This is a genomic window from Mesorhizobium sanjuanii (assembly GCF_002529485.1).
GTDB classification, from domain to species: Bacteria; Pseudomonadota; Alphaproteobacteria; order Rhizobiales; family Rhizobiaceae; genus Mesorhizobium; species Mesorhizobium sanjuanii.
This window is the reverse complement of the sequence record NZ_NWQG01000153.1, coordinates 22,411-38,021: the sequence shown is the minus strand read 5'-3', so window position 1 is coordinate 38,021 and position 15,611 is coordinate 22,411. Positions and strand designations below refer to the sequence as shown.

General features: G+C 63.1%; 16 protein-coding genes. 5 read left to right on the top strand and 11 right to left on the bottom strand.

Annotation, left to right across the window (positions count from 1 at the left end):
- Position 1 precedes the first annotated feature (1 nt).
- The gene (locus CN311_RS21525; protein ID WP_245440904.1) at positions 2–1,594 is read left to right on the top strand and encodes a thiamine pyrophosphate-binding protein; all 1,593 of its coding nucleotides are present in this window, start codon (positions 2–4) and stop codon (positions 1,592–1,594) included.
- Positions 1,595–1,618: 24 nt separating this feature from the next.
- Here the strand turns inward: CN311_RS21525 and CN311_RS21520 are convergent, their stop codons facing one another.
- From CN311_RS21520 to CN311_RS21495, 5 genes are all read right to left on the bottom strand, one after another.
- Positions 1,619–2,065 carry a CHRD domain-containing protein gene (locus CN311_RS21520; RefSeq protein WP_097575719.1) on the bottom strand — a complete coding sequence of 149 codons (447 nt, stop codon included), beginning with the start codon at positions 2,063–2,065 and terminating at the stop codon, positions 1,619–1,621.
- Between the two features lie 179 nt (positions 2,066–2,244).
- Positions 2,245–3,216 (bottom strand): ABC transporter substrate-binding protein, encoded by a 972-nt coding sequence (locus tag CN311_RS21515; protein ID WP_097575713.1) that lies wholly within the window; start codon positions 3,214–3,216, stop codon positions 2,245–2,247.
- A gap of 40 nt (positions 3,217–3,256) precedes the next feature.
- Positions 3,257–4,393 (bottom strand): ABC transporter permease, encoded by a 1,137-nt coding sequence (locus CN311_RS21510; protein ID WP_165779792.1) that lies wholly within the window; start codon positions 4,391–4,393, stop codon positions 3,257–3,259.
- Complete coding sequence (locus CN311_RS21505; RefSeq protein WP_097575712.1) at positions 4,390–5,268, bottom strand: ABC transporter permease; 879 nt, start codon at positions 5,266–5,268, stop codon at positions 4,390–4,392. The genes CN311_RS21510 and CN311_RS21505 overlap by 4 nt, the downstream gene beginning before the upstream one ends.
- A gap of 357 nt (positions 5,269–5,625) precedes the next feature.
- Positions 5,626–6,417 carry an ABC transporter ATP-binding protein gene (locus CN311_RS21495; protein WP_097575711.1) on the bottom strand — a complete coding sequence of 264 codons (792 nt, stop codon included), beginning with the start codon at positions 6,415–6,417 and terminating at the stop codon, positions 5,626–5,628.
- Positions 6,418–6,548: 131 nt separating this feature from the next.
- On the opposite strand from CN311_RS21495, the gene CN311_RS21490 reads away from it, so the two are divergent.
- Positions 6,549–6,953, top strand: coding sequence for a cupin domain-containing protein (locus tag CN311_RS21490; protein WP_097575710.1), 405 nt, complete (start codon positions 6,549–6,551; stop codon positions 6,951–6,953).
- 17 nt (positions 6,954–6,970) lie between these two features.
- Here CN311_RS21490 and hydA read toward each other — a convergent pair whose 3' ends face one another.
- The 5 genes from hydA to aptA form a co-directional block, all read right to left on the bottom strand.
- The gene (gene hydA / locus CN311_RS21485; protein WP_097575709.1) at positions 6,971–8,422 is read right to left on the bottom strand and encodes a dihydropyrimidinase; all 1,452 of its coding nucleotides are present in this window, start codon (positions 8,420–8,422) and stop codon (positions 6,971–6,973) included.
- A 125-nt stretch (positions 8,423–8,547) separates the two neighbouring features.
- Positions 8,548–9,222: a hypothetical protein gene (locus CN311_RS21480; RefSeq protein WP_097575708.1), complete on the bottom strand. Its 675-nt coding sequence runs from the start codon at positions 9,220–9,222 to the stop codon at positions 8,548–8,550.
- A gap of 4 nt (positions 9,223–9,226) precedes the next feature.
- Positions 9,227–10,477 carry a Zn-dependent hydrolase gene (locus CN311_RS21475; protein ID WP_097575707.1) on the bottom strand — a complete coding sequence of 417 codons (1,251 nt, stop codon included), beginning with the start codon at positions 10,475–10,477 and terminating at the stop codon, positions 9,227–9,229.
- Positions 10,478–10,486: 9 nt separating this feature from the next.
- Positions 10,487–10,837 carry a hypothetical protein gene (locus CN311_RS32300; protein ID WP_133117231.1) on the bottom strand — a complete coding sequence of 117 codons (351 nt, stop codon included), beginning with the start codon at positions 10,835–10,837 and terminating at the stop codon, positions 10,487–10,489.
- A gap of 11 nt (positions 10,838–10,848) precedes the next feature.
- Positions 10,849–12,177 (bottom strand): omega-aminotransferase AptA, encoded by a 1,329-nt coding sequence (gene aptA / locus CN311_RS21465; protein WP_097575705.1) that lies wholly within the window; start codon positions 12,175–12,177, stop codon positions 10,849–10,851.
- A gap of 251 nt (positions 12,178–12,428) precedes the next feature.
- Between aptA and CN311_RS21460 the strand changes: the two genes are divergently transcribed.
- A complete protein-coding gene (locus CN311_RS21460) occupies positions 12,429–13,058 on the top strand; it encodes a TetR family transcriptional regulator C-terminal domain-containing protein (protein ID WP_097575717.1) in 630 nt (209 codons plus the stop codon).
- 13 nt (positions 13,059–13,071) lie between these two features.
- On the opposite strand, the gene CN311_RS21455 is transcribed toward CN311_RS21460, so the two are convergent.
- Positions 13,072–13,947, bottom strand: a complete 876-nt coding sequence (locus CN311_RS21455; protein ID WP_097575704.1) for a helix-turn-helix transcriptional regulator — start codon at positions 13,945–13,947, stop codon at positions 13,072–13,074.
- Between the two features lie 103 nt (positions 13,948–14,050).
- Between CN311_RS21455 and CN311_RS21450 the strand changes: the two genes are divergently transcribed.
- Both CN311_RS21450 and CN311_RS21445 read left to right on the top strand, forming a co-directional pair.
- On the top strand, positions 14,051–14,890 hold the full coding sequence (locus CN311_RS21450; RefSeq protein ID WP_097575716.1) for an SDR family NAD(P)-dependent oxidoreductase: 840 nt from the start codon (positions 14,051–14,053) through the stop codon (positions 14,888–14,890).
- Positions 14,887–15,609, top strand: a complete 723-nt coding sequence (locus tag CN311_RS21445) for an SDR family oxidoreductase (RefSeq protein ID WP_097575703.1) — start codon at positions 14,887–14,889, stop codon at positions 15,607–15,609. Before CN311_RS21450 ends, CN311_RS21445 begins: the two co-directional genes overlap by 4 nt.
- Positions 15,610–15,611: the final 2 nt, after the last annotated feature.

The window sequence follows — 15,611 nt, the reverse complement described above, 5'->3', positions numbered from 1 at the left end:
CATCTATTGCGTACCCGGAGAATCTTATCTGGCGGTGCTCGACGCGCTGCACGATTCGCCGATCCGCACGATCGTCTGCCGCCAGGAAGGCGGTGCGGCGATGATGGCCGACTGCCACGGCCGCCTGACCGGTAGGCCCGGCATCTGCTTCGTCACCCGTGGCCCCGGCGCTACCAACGCCTCGGCCGGCATCCACATCGCCATGCAGGATTCGGTTCCCGTCATCCTGTTCATCGGCCAGGTCGCCAGCCACGCCAAGCAGCGCGAGGCTTTCCAGGAAGTGGATTACGTCAAGTTCTTCGGCGGCATCGCCAAATGGGTGGTCGAAATCGACGATGCCTCGCGCATTCCCGAATTCGTCACCCGCGCCTTCGCGGTGGCGACCTCAGGCCGGCCCGGCCCGGTGGTGGTCTCGCTGCCCGAAGACATGCTGACCAGCCTGGCCGAAACGCCCGCCGCCCAGCACTACACGCGCGTCGAAACCTCTCCCGGTGAAGCCGAACTCGACCGGCTCGAAGCGCTGCTCAACGCCGCGAAACGGCCGTTCGTGATCCTGGGCGGCACGCGTTGGGATGCTAATGCCGTGCAGGAAATGCAGCGCATCGCCGAGGCCTGGTCGCTGCCGGTCGGCTGCTCCTTCCGCCGACAGATGCTGTTCGATCATCTCCACCCAAACTATGCCGGCGATGTCGGCATCGGCATCAACCCGAAGCTGGCCGAGGCCATCAAGCAGGCCGATCTGGTGCTGCTGATCGGCGGCCGCATGGGCGAAATGCCGTCCTCCGACTACACGCTGCTGAAGAGCCCCTATCCCGACCAGACGCTGGTCCATGTCCATGCCGACGCCGGCGAGCTCGGCCGCGTCTACCGGCCAACGCTGGCGATCAACGCCTCGCCTTCCGCCTTCGTGCGGGCCTTCGCCAGGAGGACAGGGCCAGCAACGCCGAACTGGACCGACGAAACCACGCGCCTCCACGCCGCCTATCTCGACTGGTCGACGCCGCCGGAAACCGGCCCGGGTCCGGTACAGATGGGGCCGATCATGAACTATCTCGAAACGGTGCTGCCCGACGACGCGATCCTCACCAATGGCGCCGGCAATTATGCCACCTGGGTTCACCGCTTCCACCGTTCTCGCCGCTTTGCCACGCAGGCGGCCCCGACCTCCGGCTCGATGGGCTATGGCACGCCGGCGGCGGTCGCGGCCAAGGACTTGTTCCCGGATCGCGACGTGATCGCCTTTGCCGGCGATGGCTGCTTCCTGATGAACGGGCAGGAATTCGCCACCGCCGTGCAATACAATCTCCCGATCGTCGTCATCGTCGTCAACAACGGCATTTACGGCACCATCCGCATGCATCAGGAACGGGAATATCCCGGCCGCGTCGTCGCGACAGATCTCAAAAACCCTGACTTTGCCGCCTTGGCCCGCGCCTATGGCGGCCATGGCGAGACGGTCGACAAAACAGCCGATTTCGCGCCCGCCTTCGAACGCGCGCGCGCCAGCGGCAAGCCGTCGATCGTCGAGATCAGGCTCGATCCCGAGGCCATCACACCGACCCGCACGATGACCCAGATTCGCGACAAAACCTGACAAACAGGACGGTTGCCCTGTTTGTTACTGCTCGGCCTTCTCGATCTGCCCGCGGATCTCGCCATCCTTATGAGCGGCAGTGTGGATGTTGATGTAGTATTTGCCGGCCATCAGGTCGGCAGCCTGCGCTTCCGTCAGTTCCGCCGCACCCTTGAACGGGCTTTTCGGAGCCCCGTTGAACGGGATGACGACGCCGGCATTTTCACCCTTTGCCGCCGGGCCGTGAATATGTTCGGCGGTGGCCGGCCCGCTGAGGCCGGCATATTTTACCGCCCAGCTAAGCCGCTTGGTGTCGGTGTCGAAGACGAGCGCGGCCGTGCCCTCGCCCTTCGTGGTGACAGGCGGGCTCTGCTGAGCGCCATCGAGCGTCGCCTTCATCTTCACCATGTCGGCCCGGGCCGGTGAAGCACACAGGATGGAAGCCGAGACGGCCAACGCCGAGAGCATCGGCGAAAAGGATTGCATGCGCATGGAAATCTCCATTGTCCGGTAGCATCCGCCAAGGTGGATACTACTGCCATAACGCCGGCGCGAAACGGATGTTTCCCTGGGGTAACGCCTATTTTACGTCCCAGCAAAAAGGGGCGGTCGCCCGCCCCTTTTCGAATTGCTGCCCCCCAAAGCCGGTTGGTGCTATTTGATCGCCCTATTTATTTAATGGCCTTGTCGGTGATCGCGGTCGTGTAGGCGCCGCTTGGCTCCTTGGTGATGATCTTCTGGTCGAGCAGCGCCTTGGCGGTGCGTTCGTAGGTCGCCGGATCGAGCTTGCCATCGGCATTGTCGATCAGTTTGGCGACTTCGCCCATCATGCGCTTCTGGTGGTTCTCGTCCTGGCCGCCATTGTCCATGACGATGCCTGCCGCCTCATCGGAATTGTCGACGGCATATTTCCAGCCCTTCATCGAGGCGCGCACGAAACGCACCATCTTGTCCTCGAAGGCCGGGTCCTTGAGCTTGTCCTCGGACGCATAAAGCCCGTCCTCGAGCAGGTCGTTGCCCATCGCCGAATAGTTGAACACGGTCAGCTCCTCCGGCTTGTAGCCGGCGTCGATAAGCTGCCAGTACTCGTTGTAGGTCATCACCGAGATGCAATCCGCCTGCTTCTGGATCAGCGGCTGCACGTCGAAGCTCTGCTTCAGCACGGTCACGCCGTCCGGGCCGCCGTCGGTCTTGAGGCCGAGCTTGTTCATCCAGGCGTAGAACGGATATTCGTTGCCGAAGAACCAGACACCGAGCGTGTGGCCCTTGAAGTCGGCTTCGGTCTTGATCGGGCCGTCCTTCGGGCAGACCAGCTCCATGCCGGCCTTTTTGAACGGCTGGGCGATGTTGACCAGCGGCACGCCCTTTTCGCGGGCCGCCAGCGCACCGCCCATCCAGTCGACGATGACGTCGGCGCCGCCGCCGGCGATCACCTGCTCCGGCGCGATGTCGGGGCCGCCCGGCTTGATGTCGACGTCGAGACCTTCCTCGTCATAGAACCCCTTGTCCTTGGCGACATAGTAGCCGGCGAACTGGGCCTGCGTGACCCATTTCAATTGCAGCGTCACCTTGTCGGCGGCCATTGCCTGGAACGCGGCCAGCGACATCGCGCCGGCCAGCACAGGAATAACAAGTCTTTTCATGTTTTTACCCTCTGAAGTTAGTGCCCTTAAACCCACCGCCCTATCCACCACGGACAGAGGGGTGCCAAAACGTGACGGCTCTCTCGAAAAGAGCGACCACGCCATAAAAGACCGAACCCGCAAGTGCTGCAACTGCGATTTCGGCCCAGACCATGTCGATGTTCATCCGCCCGACCTCCGTCGAAATGCGGAATCCCATGCCAACGACAGGCGTGCCGAAGAACTCGGCGACGATGGCGCCGATCAGCGCCAGCGTCGAATTGATCTTCAGCGCGTTGAAGATGAAGGGGGCGGCGGCCGGCAACCGGAGCTTGAACAGCGTCTGCCAGTAGCCCGACGCATAGGTGCGCATAAGGTCGCGCTCCATGTGACCTGACGCGGCCAACCCGGCGACGGTGTTCACCAGCATCGGGAAGAAGGTCATGATGATGACGACGGCTGCCTTGGACTGCCAGTCGAAGCCGAACCACATCACCATGATCGGCGCCACGCCGATGATCGGCAGCGCCGACACCATGTTGCCGATCGGCAGCAGGCCACGGCGGAAGAACGGCACGCGGTCGGCAAGGATGGCGGTGAGGAAACCGGCGCCGCTGCCGACGACATAGCCGAAGATCACCGCCTTGAAGATGGTCTGGCGCACATCGGCCGCCAGGATCGGCAGAGAATTGGCGATGCGCGCTCCGATGGCGCTGGGCGGCGGCAGCAGGATGAAGGGAATGCCGGCGCCGCGCGTCACCGCCTCCCAGATGATCAGTATCCAAGCGCCGAAGATGGCCGGGATGATCAGGCGCAAAGCGGTCGCTGCCCAACGCGAGGTCGGGCGAAGCGCGGACAAGATCGTTACGCAACGCCAGGCCAGCAGCCATGCGGCGGCGAGCAACAGATAGAAGGGCGCGCGCGCTGTCCCTTCATTGCCCGTTATGCCGGCGACCAGTATCCACGCCGCGCCATGCGCGCCGATGAAGAGGAGTATCGCCCCGATCGCCGGCGGAAAATTGTCGGCCGCGATTGCGAGGAGCAGCAACAAGAAAATCAAGGCCGCGGCCGCGATACCATAACCGGGCGTCGCATGGACAATCGGCCAAAAAAGGACGGCGACGGCCAGAAGGGCAAGCGCGGCAAACCCCTGCCAGGAACGAGGCGTGACCGACGACAGGCTGAGAGCTGAACTCATGCCGCCCTCCCGCCCATGGCGCGGTCGACGAGGCGCCCGGCGATGCCGACAGCCATCACCAGCAGCGCCGCTACCACCGAACCGGCGACCAGCGCCGACCAGATGTCGATGGTCTGGCTGTAATAGGCGCCGGCGAGCAGCTTGGCGCCGATGCCGGCCACGGCACCCGTCGGCAACTCGCCGACAATGGCGCCAACCAGGCTCGCCGCCACCGCCACCTTCATCGAGGTGAACAGGAACGGCACCGAAGCCGGCACGCGCAATTTCCAGAAGGTCTGCGCGCGGCTGGCATTGTAGGTGTGCATCAGGTCGAGATGTGTGAACTCAGGCGAACGCAACCCCTTGACCATGCCGACAGCCACAGGGAAGAACGAGAGATAGGTCGAGATCAGCGCCTTCGGGATCAGGCCGGTGATGCCGATCGCCGCCAGCACGACGATGATCATCGGCGCCACCGCCAGGATCGGAATGGTCTGCGAGGCGATGATCCACGGCATCAGGCTGCGGTCGAGCGTCGCCACATGCACGATACCGACGGCGATCACGATGCCGAGCGCCGTGCCGAAAGCGAAGCCGAGCAGCGTCGAGGAAAGCGTCACCCAGGCATTGTAGACCAGGCTGCGGCTCGAGGTGACGCTGCGCAGGAACGTGTTTTCGAAGAAATTCACCGCCACCTGATGCGGCGCCGGCAGCGTCGGCTTCGGCTGCGCCAGCGTCTTGCCCATGAATTCCACAACGCCCGGCGTCACGTTGGCACGGCGGTCGAGATCACGCTGGAACGGCGCGTTGAGGATGACGGCAAAGACATACCAGACCACCACAATTCCCACGAGGATCGAGGTCACCGGAACGATCTTGTCGCGGAAGGAGTCCATCAGCGACGCTCCCCTTCTTTCCCCGGCGGGAGAGAGCGGCGATACCCGTTCCTCGTCATCCTAGGGCGAAGCAAGGAGCGAAGCGACGCGGCGCAGACCCTAGGATCCATGCCGTTACCTCGCGGCTCCGCAACGGTGCGGAACATGACTCTCTCCGCACCGCCCTGCCTGGCGGTCATTCTGAACCGTTTGCGCTCTTCGATTGATGTCACGGCATGGATCCTAGGGTCTGCGCAAGCTGCTTCGCGCTTGCTTCGCCCTAGGATGACGAAGGCGTGGTTAGCCGCCCCCTCACCCGACCTCCGCTTCGCTCCGGCCACCCTCTCCCCGTTGGGGAGAGGAGGGAGCTCATCCCGCTCAATCCTCATAGCTGTGCCCGGCGTGAAGGCCGTCGCGCACGCGCGCCGCGATCGCCAGGAACTCCGGCGTTTCGCGGATATGGAGCGGTCGCTCTTTCGGCAGGGTTGAGGAGATGACGTCGCTGACACGGCCCGGCCGCGGCGACATGACCACGATCCGGGTCGACAGATAAACCGCCTCGGGAATCGAGTGCGTGACGAAGCAGATGGTCTTGTTGGTGCGCTCCCACAGTTCCAGAAGCTGCTTGTTGAGATGGTCGCGCACGATCTCGTCCAGCGCGCCGAACGGCTCGTCCATCAACAGCAGATCGGCGTCGAAGGCGAGCGCCCGCGCGATCGAAGCGCGCTGCTGCATGCCGCCCGAAAGCTGCCATGGATATTTCTTCTCGAAGCCCGAGAGATTGACGAGGTCGAGCGTGCGCTTGATGCGTTCGACCTGCTCCGCCTTGGAGAGACCGATGACCTCGAGAGGCAGGGCCACGTTGCGCTCGATCGTGCGCCACGGGAACAGGGCGGCCGCCTGGAAGACGTAGCCGTAGGCGCGCTTTTCGCGCGCCTGCTCCGGCGTCATGCCGTTGACGGAGATGGTTCCCGAGGTCGGTTTTTCCAGGTCGGCGATCACCCTGAGCAAGGTCGTCTTGCCGCAGCCGGAGGGCCCGATGAAGGAGACGAACTCACCCTTGCCGATGGTCAGGTCGACATCTGTCAGCGCCTGCACCGGGCCATCATTGGTGCTGAAGGTGAGGCCAAGCTTGCTTGCCGAAACGACGGCTGGCGATGCTCCCGTCATCGGCTGTAGCCTGCCTTGCCGTCGCGCTGCCGTGGCGACGGAAATCCTGTTGATTTTGCGATTGTGTTGCTTTCCACTCGCCCCGTCCTGCTCGCCCTTGTCCCATCAGTTAGACGCCCGGAGTGTCCCCGATGCCGCCCAGACCCACTTGTCATCTTATCCGTCCTGAAAGCACTTATGAAGGCAAGCAGGGGCTGACTTATTTCGCCGGCATCGCCACTGAGACGGTCGGCTCTTCCGGCATCTGCATGCACATTCTCACCATGCCGCCCGGCGCCCGCGCCAAGGCGCATCTGCATGAAAACCACGAAACGGCGATCTACGTGCTCTCCGGCGAGGTCCATACCTGGTACGGCGATCGGCTCGAACAGCATATTGTCGTCAAGGCGGGCGACCTCTTCTATATCCCGGCCGGCGTCCCGCATCTGCCCGCCAATCTGAGCGACAGCCCCTCTTCGGCGGTCATCGCCCGCACCGACCCCAACGAGCAGGAAAGCGTCGTCCTGCTGCCGGAACTGGATGCCCTGGTCGCCTGAAGCGAAAACCAAGCAGCTCAAACCCCGGTCGCCGGCATGCCCGTGCGTTCCACCTTGCGCGGCGCGGAAATCTCCTTCCACGTCGACAGCGCCCGGTTGACCGCCGCGTTCGGCTCGCGGCCGACGAACTCGCCATGGCCGGGCTTTGCCTTGACGTCCGACTCCTCGATCGACAGTTCGCCACGCGAGAAGACGAAGCGCGGCAGGCCGGTCACCTCAAAACCCTCGAAGACGTTGTAGTCGATCACCGATTGCTGCTTTTTGGCCGTGATCTTCTTCTTGGCGCTGGGGTCCCAGACGACGATGTCGGCGTCCGCGCCTTCGACGATAGCGCCCTTCTTCGGATACATGTTGAGGATCTTGGCAATGTTGGTCGAGGTCACCGCGACGAACTCGTTCATCGTCAGCCGGCCGGTGTTGACGCCTGTCGTCCATAACATTGGCAGCCGGTCCTCGAGCCCGCCGGTACCGTTCGGGATCTTGGTGAAATCGCCGATGCCGTTGCGTTTCTGCTTGGTGGTAAAGGCGCAATGGTCGGTCGCCACCACTTGCAGCGATCCCGCCTGCAGGCCGGCCCACAGCGAATCCTGGTGCAGCTTGTTACGGAAGGGCGGGCTCATCACGCGGCGCGCCGCATGGTCCCAGTCCTTGTTGAAATATTCGCTCTCGTCCAGCGTCAAATGCTGGATCAGCGGCTCGCCGAACACCCGCATGCCCTTTTGCCGCGCCCGGCGGATGGCCTCGTGGCTCTGCTCGCACGAGACATGCACGACATAGAGCGGCACGCCGGCCATGTCGGCGATCATGATGGCGCGGTTGGTCGCCTCGCCTTCGACTTCCGGCGGTCGCGAATAGGCGTGTCCTTCAGGGCCATTGTTGCCGGCGGACAGCAGCTTCTGCGAAAGTGCTGCCACCACGTCGCCATTCTCGGCATGGACCAGCGGCAGCGCGCCGAGATCGGCGCAGCGCTGGAACGACGCATACATCTCGTCGTCGTCGACCATCAACGCGCCCTTGTAGGCCATGAAGTGCTTGAACGAGGTGATGCCCTTGTCGACCACCGTCGCCATCTCGTCGAACACCTGCTTGCCCCACCAGGTGATCGCCATGTGGAAGGAATAGTCGCAGGCAGCCTTGGACGTCTTGTTGTCCCACATCTGCAAGGCTTCGAGCAGCGACTGCTGCGGCGACGGCAGGCAGAAATCGACCACCATCGTCGTGCCGCCCGACAAGGCCGCACGAGTGCCTGACTCGAAATCGTCGGCCGAATAGGTGCCCATGAACGGCATTTCGAGATGGGTGTGCGGATCGATGCCGCCCGGCATGACATAGCAGCCGGTGGCGTCGAATTCATGGTCGCCATGCAGGTTCGAGCCGATGGCGACGATCTTGCCGTGCTGCATCAGCACGTCGGCCTTCCAGGTACGGTCGGCGGTGACGATGGTGCCGTTTCGGATGACTTTGGTCATTTTCTTGTTCCCTTGTTCTCTCGCGCTTCTGGCGAGCGCCTTGCTTGATCAGACCGGTTCAGGATCGAAAGCCGACTTCCCGAAGGAATTCGCCACGGTCTCTGGGTGGGTACGGCGCCGAGGCTTCATCCGACGGTCGCCGCCACAACTCGCCCTTTTTGCGACAGGGCATAGTCGTGTGCCAGGTCGAAGAAACTGGTCGATCTCATGCGCCCCTGTGCATCAGGCCTGACGACATTGATGGAAACACCTTTCGCGAAATTACCTGTCAGAAATGATATTGCGTCGTCGTATTTCTCCTCATCCAGGAGGGACAGAACCCTCGTCGTTGAAAGCATTCCGACCGAATCCTTGTCTTTCGCGGCTTCCAACACTGTGGAGAACGGTTTCAACGGCAGCTCGCTCAAGATTGACGACCTCTCGGAGGTGGCAAATTGCACGAAATCAATCGCCATCTGTTCAGCATCTCCGCATTCAACGATTTTCTCTGCAAAGGTCGGCGCTTCACAAGTAAAAGTTCCCCACTTCCTGAATGACAAAGGTTGTGTCTCGTTACCCTTTGCCCCCATAATCTTCCACAGCAGCGGATCTAGCGTCATCGGCTTGGCTTGCAGAAGAAACTGTAGCCTACGCGTCGGCCAAAGGAGAACACATTCCGCGCAGATGAACCATGGTCCGTCCCGCCTCGAAATAGAACTCCAATACTTGCGCCACCCCTTTCCCTTCATCGCCGGCCGCAGCCCGGCCTCCCAGGCCTTTGCATACGCCTTGCGCTGTCGATCGTCTTCCCGGACGCCCACAGATTCACTCCACGATGACGGCCGTCTCGACGACCGCATGGAACAGCACGTCGGCGCCGGCCGCCGCCCATTCCTTGGTGATTTCCTCGGCCTCATTGTGGCTGAGACCGTCCACGCAGGGGCACATCACCATCGCCGTCGGAGCGACGCGGTTGATCCAGCAGGCATCGTGGCCGGCGCCGGAGACGATGTTGCGGTGCGTATAACCCAGCCGCTCCGCCGCATCCCGCACAGCCTTGACGCAGCCCTTGTCGAAGGTGACCGGATCGAAATGACCGACCTGCTCGATCTTGTATTTGATGTCGAGCGCCTCGCAGATCGTGTCGATGCCTTCGCGGATGCGCCCATCCATCGCGTCGAGCACTTCCTTTTCCGGCGAGCGGATGTCGATGGTGAAGACGGTGCGGCCGGCGATAATGTTGCGCGAATTGGGATAGACCTCCATATGGCCAACCGCGCCGACGGCGTCGGGCTGATAGTCCATGGCGATCTCGTGCACCAGTTCGATCACGCGGGCCATGCCGAGTCCGGCATTGCGGCGCTTGGGCATCGGCGTCGAGCCGGTATGCGCCTCCTTGCCGGTCAGCGTCACCTGCAGCCATTTCAGCCCCTGGCCGTGGGTGACGACGCCGATGTCGATGCCTTCGTCCTCGAGGATCGGGCCTTGCTCGATATGCAATTCGAAGAAGGCATGGATCTTGCGCTCGCCAACCTTCTCCGCGCCTTTCCAGCCGATGCGTTCGAGCTCCTCGCCAAATTTCTTGCCGTCCTTGTCGACATGCTCGTAGACGTCGGCCTGGTCGAGCACGCCGGCGAAGACGCCTGAGGCCATCATGGCCGGCGCAAAGCGCGCGCCCTCCTCGTTCGTCCAGTTGGTGACGACGATCGGGTGTTTCGTCTTGATGCCGAGATCGTTGAGCGAGCGCACCACCTCCAGGCCGCCGAGCACGCCGAGCACGCCGTCATATTTGCCGCCGGTGGGCTGGGTGTCGAGATGGCTGCCGACATAGACTGGCGGCAAGTCGGGGTCGGCGCCTTCGCGACGGGCAAACATCGTGCCCATCTCGTCAAGCCCCATTTCGAGCCCGGCCGCCTCGCACCAGCGCTTGAACAGATGACGGCCCTCGCCGTCTTCGTCGGTCACGGTCTGGCGATTGTTGCCGCCGGCAATACCGGGGCCAATCTTCGCCATCTCCATTATCGAATCCCACAAACGGTCTGAATTGATTCGCAGATTCTCGCCGGGGGCGGCCATGTATCGTCCTTATGCTTTCAGTTCATTGAGGAACATCTGTGCCAGGCGCGGTTCTCCTGGCCGATTGGACCCTTGTTCCGCCCTCAGTTCAACCAGCCGCTGCATGGGAGCAAAGAGGTCGGTAAAACCCATCTTTTCTCGAACCGAAACAAGCTCGTCTCCTATTGCGTCCAGCCGCCTTGCACTTTCCGGCAAATGACGATCTTCGAGATATGGCGGAAGGGTTCCTTCGTTCTGGCGGAACAGACCCCATCGACCATCAGCGCAATCGCGAAGCGCAACAAGCAAAGCATCGAAATAGGCCGTCTCGAGAGACTGCCTTTCCTTCTCCAATGCCGCTTCGCGCTTAGCAGAGGCCATTCATACCCTTCCTAGTCTATCGACCTCAGCACATCGCGCACGTGGTCGATCAGTTCGTTGATCTGGCCCTTGGTGATGATCAGCGGCGGCGACAGCGCGATGATGTCGCCGGTGGTGCGGATCAGCGCGCCGCGCTCGAACGCCTTGACGAAGGCCGAGAAGGCCCGCTTGGTCGGCTGACCGGCGATCGGCGCCAGTTCGATCGCGCCGATCAGGCCGATGTTCCTGATATCGATGACGTTCGGCTCGCCCTTCAGCGAATGCAGCGCGTCTTCCCAGTAAGGCGCCAGTTCCTCGCCGCGGGTCAGCAGCCCCTCTTCCTTGTAGGTGTCGAGCGTGCCGAGCGCGGCAGCACAGGCGATCGGATTGCCCGAATAGGTGTAGCCGTGGAAGAACTCGATCATATGCTCGGGGCCGGTCATGAAGGCGTCGTGGATCTCCTTCTTGACGAACACCGCGCCCATCGGGATGACGCCGTTGGAGACGCCCTTGGCCGTCGTCATGATATCGGGCGTGACGCCGAAATAGTCGGCGGCGAACGGCGCGCCGAGCCGGCCGAAACCGGTGATGACCTCGTCGAAGATCAACAGGATGCCGTGCTTGGTGCAGATCTCGCGCAATTTTTGCAGATAACCCTTCGGCGGCAGGATGACGCCGGTGGAACCGGCCACCGGCTCGACGATGACGGCGGCGATGGTTGAGGCGTCGTGCAGGGCAACGATGCGCTCCAGCTCGTTGGCCAGCTCCGCGCCATGCTCGGGCACGCCCTTGGTGAACGAGTTCTTTTCCGGCAGATGGGTGTGCGGCATATGATCGACGCCGCCCAGCAGCGTGCCGAACATCTTGCGGTTGGTGACGATGCCGCCGACCGAGATGCCGCCGAAATTGACGCCGTGATAGCCGCGCTCGCGGCCGATCAGGCGGGTGCGCGAACCCTCGCCCTTCACGCGGTGATAGGCGATCGCCATCTTGAGCGCCGTTTCGACCGATTCCGAACCGGAATTGGTGAAGAACACATGGTCCATGCCCTTCGGCGCGATGTCGACCAGGCGGTTGGCCAGTTCGAACACGATCGGGTGGCCCATCTGGAAGGCCGGCGCATAGTCGAGTTCAGCTGCCTGATGCTGGATCGCCTCGGTGATCTTCGGCCGGCAATGGCCGGCATTGACGCACCACAGCCCGGCGGTGCCGTCGAGCACCTTGCGGCCGTCGCTGGTCGTGTAGTGCATGTCCTTGGCGGACACCATCATGCGAGGCGCCTGCTTGAACTGCCGGTTTGCCGTGAACGGCATCCAGAATGCGCTGAGATCGTTCGGCGTGACTTTCAGCCGGTTGGACATGACCAAGACTTCCCCTTGTAACCTGTTTCGGTGCGGCTAACGCTTGGTCTTCCCGACACTTGGTCTTCGCTGCGTTTTCGTGCTACGCAAATTTTGACCGATTGGACAAACGTTAGCACCGCCGTGTCGGCGGTCAAGGGACTACTAGCGGAAATGCGGCATCGGAAGCGCGCTCCACAGGGCGGAGAAAAACTGGTCCAGAGAATTGGTCCAGATGGGCCTCGGCGCGGCACTGCGCAAGGATGACGGCCATGGAAGGCTCAGCGCCCCGCCGCACCCGCATCCAGCAGGAAAAGCGCGAACTTATCCTCGAAGCCGCGCTCGAAGTCTTCTCCGCCAACGGGTTTCGCGGCTCCACCATCGACCAGATCGCCGAAGCCGCCGGCATGTCGAAGCCGAACCTGCTCTACTATTTCCGCCGCAAGGAAGACATCCACGAAACGCTGATGGAGCGGCTGCTTGCGACCTGGCTGGCGCCGCTCAGGGAACTCGACGACATCGGCGATCCCTTGACCGAATTGCGCAGCTACATCAGGCGCAAGCTTGAAATGGCGCGCGACTTCCCGCGCGAGAGCCGGTTGTTCGCCAACGAGATCCTGCAAGGCGCGCCGCGCATCATGCCGCTGCTGGAAGGCGAGTTGAAGACGCTGGTCGATGAGAAGGCCGCCGTCATCAAGGGCTGGATGCGGGCCGGCAAGATCGCCCGCACCGACCCATGGCACCTGATCTTCTCGATCTGGGCAACGACGCAGCACTATGCCGATTTCGATGTCCAGGTCCGCGCCGTGCTCGGGCCGAACCGCGGCGGCGACGGCCGCTTCGAGGACGCCGCGCGGTTCCTCGAGCAACTGTTCATCGATGGGCTGAAGCCGAAGAGCTAGCTCTCGGCGGAAGTCACGCGCTGCGCCGTTCGGCCGGAAGCGCGTCGAGCAGTCCCTGCAGCTTGGCGATCGAATTCTGCTCGCCGAGCGGCGTGTAGACGATCAGCCTCATGTCGGAGCCATCGTCGATCGAAAGGCTCATATGCTCGAACACCATGGCGCCGGCGCTCGGATGCCGGACATGCTTCACACCCGACAATCTGCGCGCCACATCGCGTTGCGGCCACCAGGCGCGGAATTCAGGGCTTGAGCGCATCATCAGCGCGATCAGCCGTTCGAAATCCGGATCGCCGACATATTTCGCGCTCTCGGCCCGGAACGAGGCAAGCACGCTGCGCGCCAGTTGTTCCCAATCGACAAGCAGGCGGCGGTGGGAAGGGTTGGTGAAAACCATGTGGACGATGTTGCGGGCGTCACCTTCCAGCAAGCCATAGTCGCCGAAAATGGCTACGGCCGCCGGGTTCCAGGCCAGCACGTCCCAGCGCCGCCCGACGACATAGGCCGGCTGCAGGACGAGGCTCTCCAGCATGTGCAGCAAGGGTCCGTCGACCTTTTCCGGCGCAACGCGCCGCCGCTCCGGCTGCTGGCGGCCGGCGAGAATGAACAGATGCCGGCTCTCGGCCGCGTCGAGGCGCAGCGCCTCGCAGAGCGCCGTCAGCACCTCCACGGACGGGCGCACGTCCCTGCCCTGCTCCAGCCAGGTGTACCAGGTGGTGCCGACGCCGGCGATCATCGCCACTTCCTCGCGCCGCAGCCCTGGCGTGCGCCGCCTTTGGCCGGCGGCGATGCCTGTCGCCGACGGTGTCAGCCTTTCGCGCCGCGAGCGCAGGAAGGCGCCAAGCTCGCGCCGGCGGCTGTCTTCGGGAGATTGGGCGGAAGAAGCATCCATCGCGTCATTATAGCAGTATCGATACCAGGATAAAGTTTGAACTGTTTGAGATGCGCGAACCGTTCCATCTTGCGTCCGGAGCAGCAGAATGGAGGCTCTGAACATGGAACTGAACGACAAGACTATCCTCATCACCGGATCGACGGACGGCGTCGGCCGTGTCGTTGCCGAAAGGCTCGGCGCCAGTGGCGCCCATGTCCTGGTGCATGGCCGCGATGCGGCGCGCGGCAAGGCAACCGTCGCCGCGATCGAAGCCGCTGGCGGTAACGCCGAGCTGATCGTCGCCGATCTCGCGTCGCTCGCCGAAGTCCGCCGCCTCGCCGAGGCCGTGCGCGCAAGAACCAGCCGGCTCGACATCCTCATCAACAATGCCGGCATCGGCACCGCTGGCGCCAAACGGCAGGCCGGCGCTGACGGCTATGAGCTGCGCTTCGCCGTCAACTACCTTGCCGGCTTCTTGCTCACATCGGAGCTTCTGCCGCTGCTCACAGCGAGCGCACCTTCGCGCATCGTCAATGTCGCCTCGGCCGGCCAGCAGGCGATCGATTTCGGCGACGTCATGCTGACCCGCTCCTATGATGGCGTGCGCGCCTATTGCCAGAGCAAGCTGGCGCAGATCCTGTTCACCATCGATCTGGCGGAGCAACTGAAGGGCTCCGGCGTCACCGTCAACGCCCTGCACCCGGCGAGCTACATGAACACCACCATGGTCCGGCAGGCCGGCGTCACACCTTGGAGTTCGGTCGAGACCGGCGCGGACGCCATCGTCAACCTCGCTGTATCGCCTGACCTCGAAGGGCGAAGCGGCCTCTATTTCGACGGCTTGCGGGAATCACGCGCCAACGCGCAAGCCTATGACGCCAAGGCAAGACAGCAATTGCTGACGCTAAGCCTCGACCTCGTCGGCCTCGTCTCCGCCACGTCGAAGGAAAAGCATTCATGAGCAAGAAAATTGAACATACCGTCATTGTCGGCGGCTCTTCCGGCATCGGCCTTGCCACGGCGCGCAAACTGCTTGGCCCGGGCATGAAAGTGACCATCACCGGCCGCAACCCGGAGAAGCTCGAGAGCGCATCGCACAGCCTTGGCGGCGCCGCCGAAATGGCTGCTTTCGACGCCGCAAGGCCGGAAGAGGTTCGCCGCTTCTTTGGCGATCTCGGCCCCTTCGATCACCTAGTGCTCGCCGCCAGCGGCGGCAAGGGCCTTGGCCCGTTCGAAACGCTTGACCTGGCCGACATCGGCGGCGGCGTCGACGAGAAGGTCCGGCCGCAATTGTCCTGCCTGCAAGCCGCATTGCCGACACTGGACAAGAACGGCTCGGTCACCTTCATCTCCGCGGTGTCGGCGCAATTGTCGGCGCCGGGCGTCGCCGGCATCGCCGCCGTCAACGGCATGCTCTTGACCGTGGCGCCGATCCTGGCAGTGGAACTGAAGCCGTTGCGCGTCAACGTCGTGGCGCCCGGGGTCATCGACACGCCGTGGTGGGATTTTTTGCCGGAGGAGCAGCGCCAGGCGATCTTCGCCGACTATGCCGGCAAGACCCCGGTCGGCCGCATCGGCCGCGCCGAGGACGTCGCCAGCGCGATCGCATTCCTCGTTTCCAACGGCTTCATGACCGGCCAGGTGCTGACCTGTGACGGCGGCCTGCGCTTTGCCGCGTGAGT

Excerpts from the sequence above, each read along its gene's own strand:
- hydA (WP_097575709.1), bottom strand. The coding sequence starts at position 8,422 with ATGACCAAAGTCATCCGAAACGGCACCATCGTCACCGCCGACCGTACC.
- CN311_RS21450 (WP_097575716.1), top strand. The coding sequence starts at position 14,051 with ATGGAACTGAACGACAAGACTATCCTCATCACCGGATCGACGGACGGC.
- aptA (WP_097575705.1), bottom strand. The coding sequence starts at position 12,177 with ATGTCCAACCGGCTGAAAGTCACGCCGAACGATCTCAGCGCATTCTGG.
- CN311_RS21515 (WP_097575713.1), bottom strand. The coding sequence starts at position 3,216 with ATGAAAAGACTTGTTATTCCTGTGCTGGCCGGCGCGATGTCGCTGGCC.
- CN311_RS21455 (WP_097575704.1), bottom strand. The coding sequence starts at position 13,947 with ATGGATGCTTCTTCCGCCCAATCTCCCGAAGACAGCCGCCGGCGCGAG.
- CN311_RS21490 (WP_097575710.1), top strand. The coding sequence starts at position 6,549 with ATGCCGCCCAGACCCACTTGTCATCTTATCCGTCCTGAAAGCACTTAT.
- CN311_RS21460 (WP_097575717.1), top strand. The coding sequence starts at position 12,429 with ATGGAAGGCTCAGCGCCCCGCCGCACCCGCATCCAGCAGGAAAAGCGC.
- CN311_RS21520 (WP_097575719.1), bottom strand. The coding sequence starts at position 2,065 with ATGCGCATGCAATCCTTTTCGCCGATGCTCTCGGCGTTGGCCGTCTCG.
- CN311_RS21475 (WP_097575707.1), bottom strand. The coding sequence starts at position 10,477 with ATGGCCGCCCCCGGCGAGAATCTGCGAATCAATTCAGACCGTTTGTGG.
- CN311_RS21510 (WP_165779792.1), bottom strand. The coding sequence starts at position 4,393 with ATGAGTTCAGCTCTCAGCCTGTCGTCGGTCACGCCTCGTTCCTGGCAG.
- CN311_RS21495 (WP_097575711.1), bottom strand. The coding sequence starts at position 6,417 with ATGACGGGAGCATCGCCAGCCGTCGTTTCGGCAAGCAAGCTTGGCCTC.
- CN311_RS21505 (WP_097575712.1), bottom strand. The coding sequence starts at position 5,268 with ATGGACTCCTTCCGCGACAAGATCGTTCCGGTGACCTCGATCCTCGTG.
- CN311_RS32300 (WP_133117231.1), bottom strand. The coding sequence starts at position 10,837 with ATGGCCTCTGCTAAGCGCGAAGCGGCATTGGAGAAGGAAAGGCAGTCT.
- CN311_RS21445 (WP_097575703.1), top strand. The coding sequence starts at position 14,887 with ATGAGCAAGAAAATTGAACATACCGTCATTGTCGGCGGCTCTTCCGGC.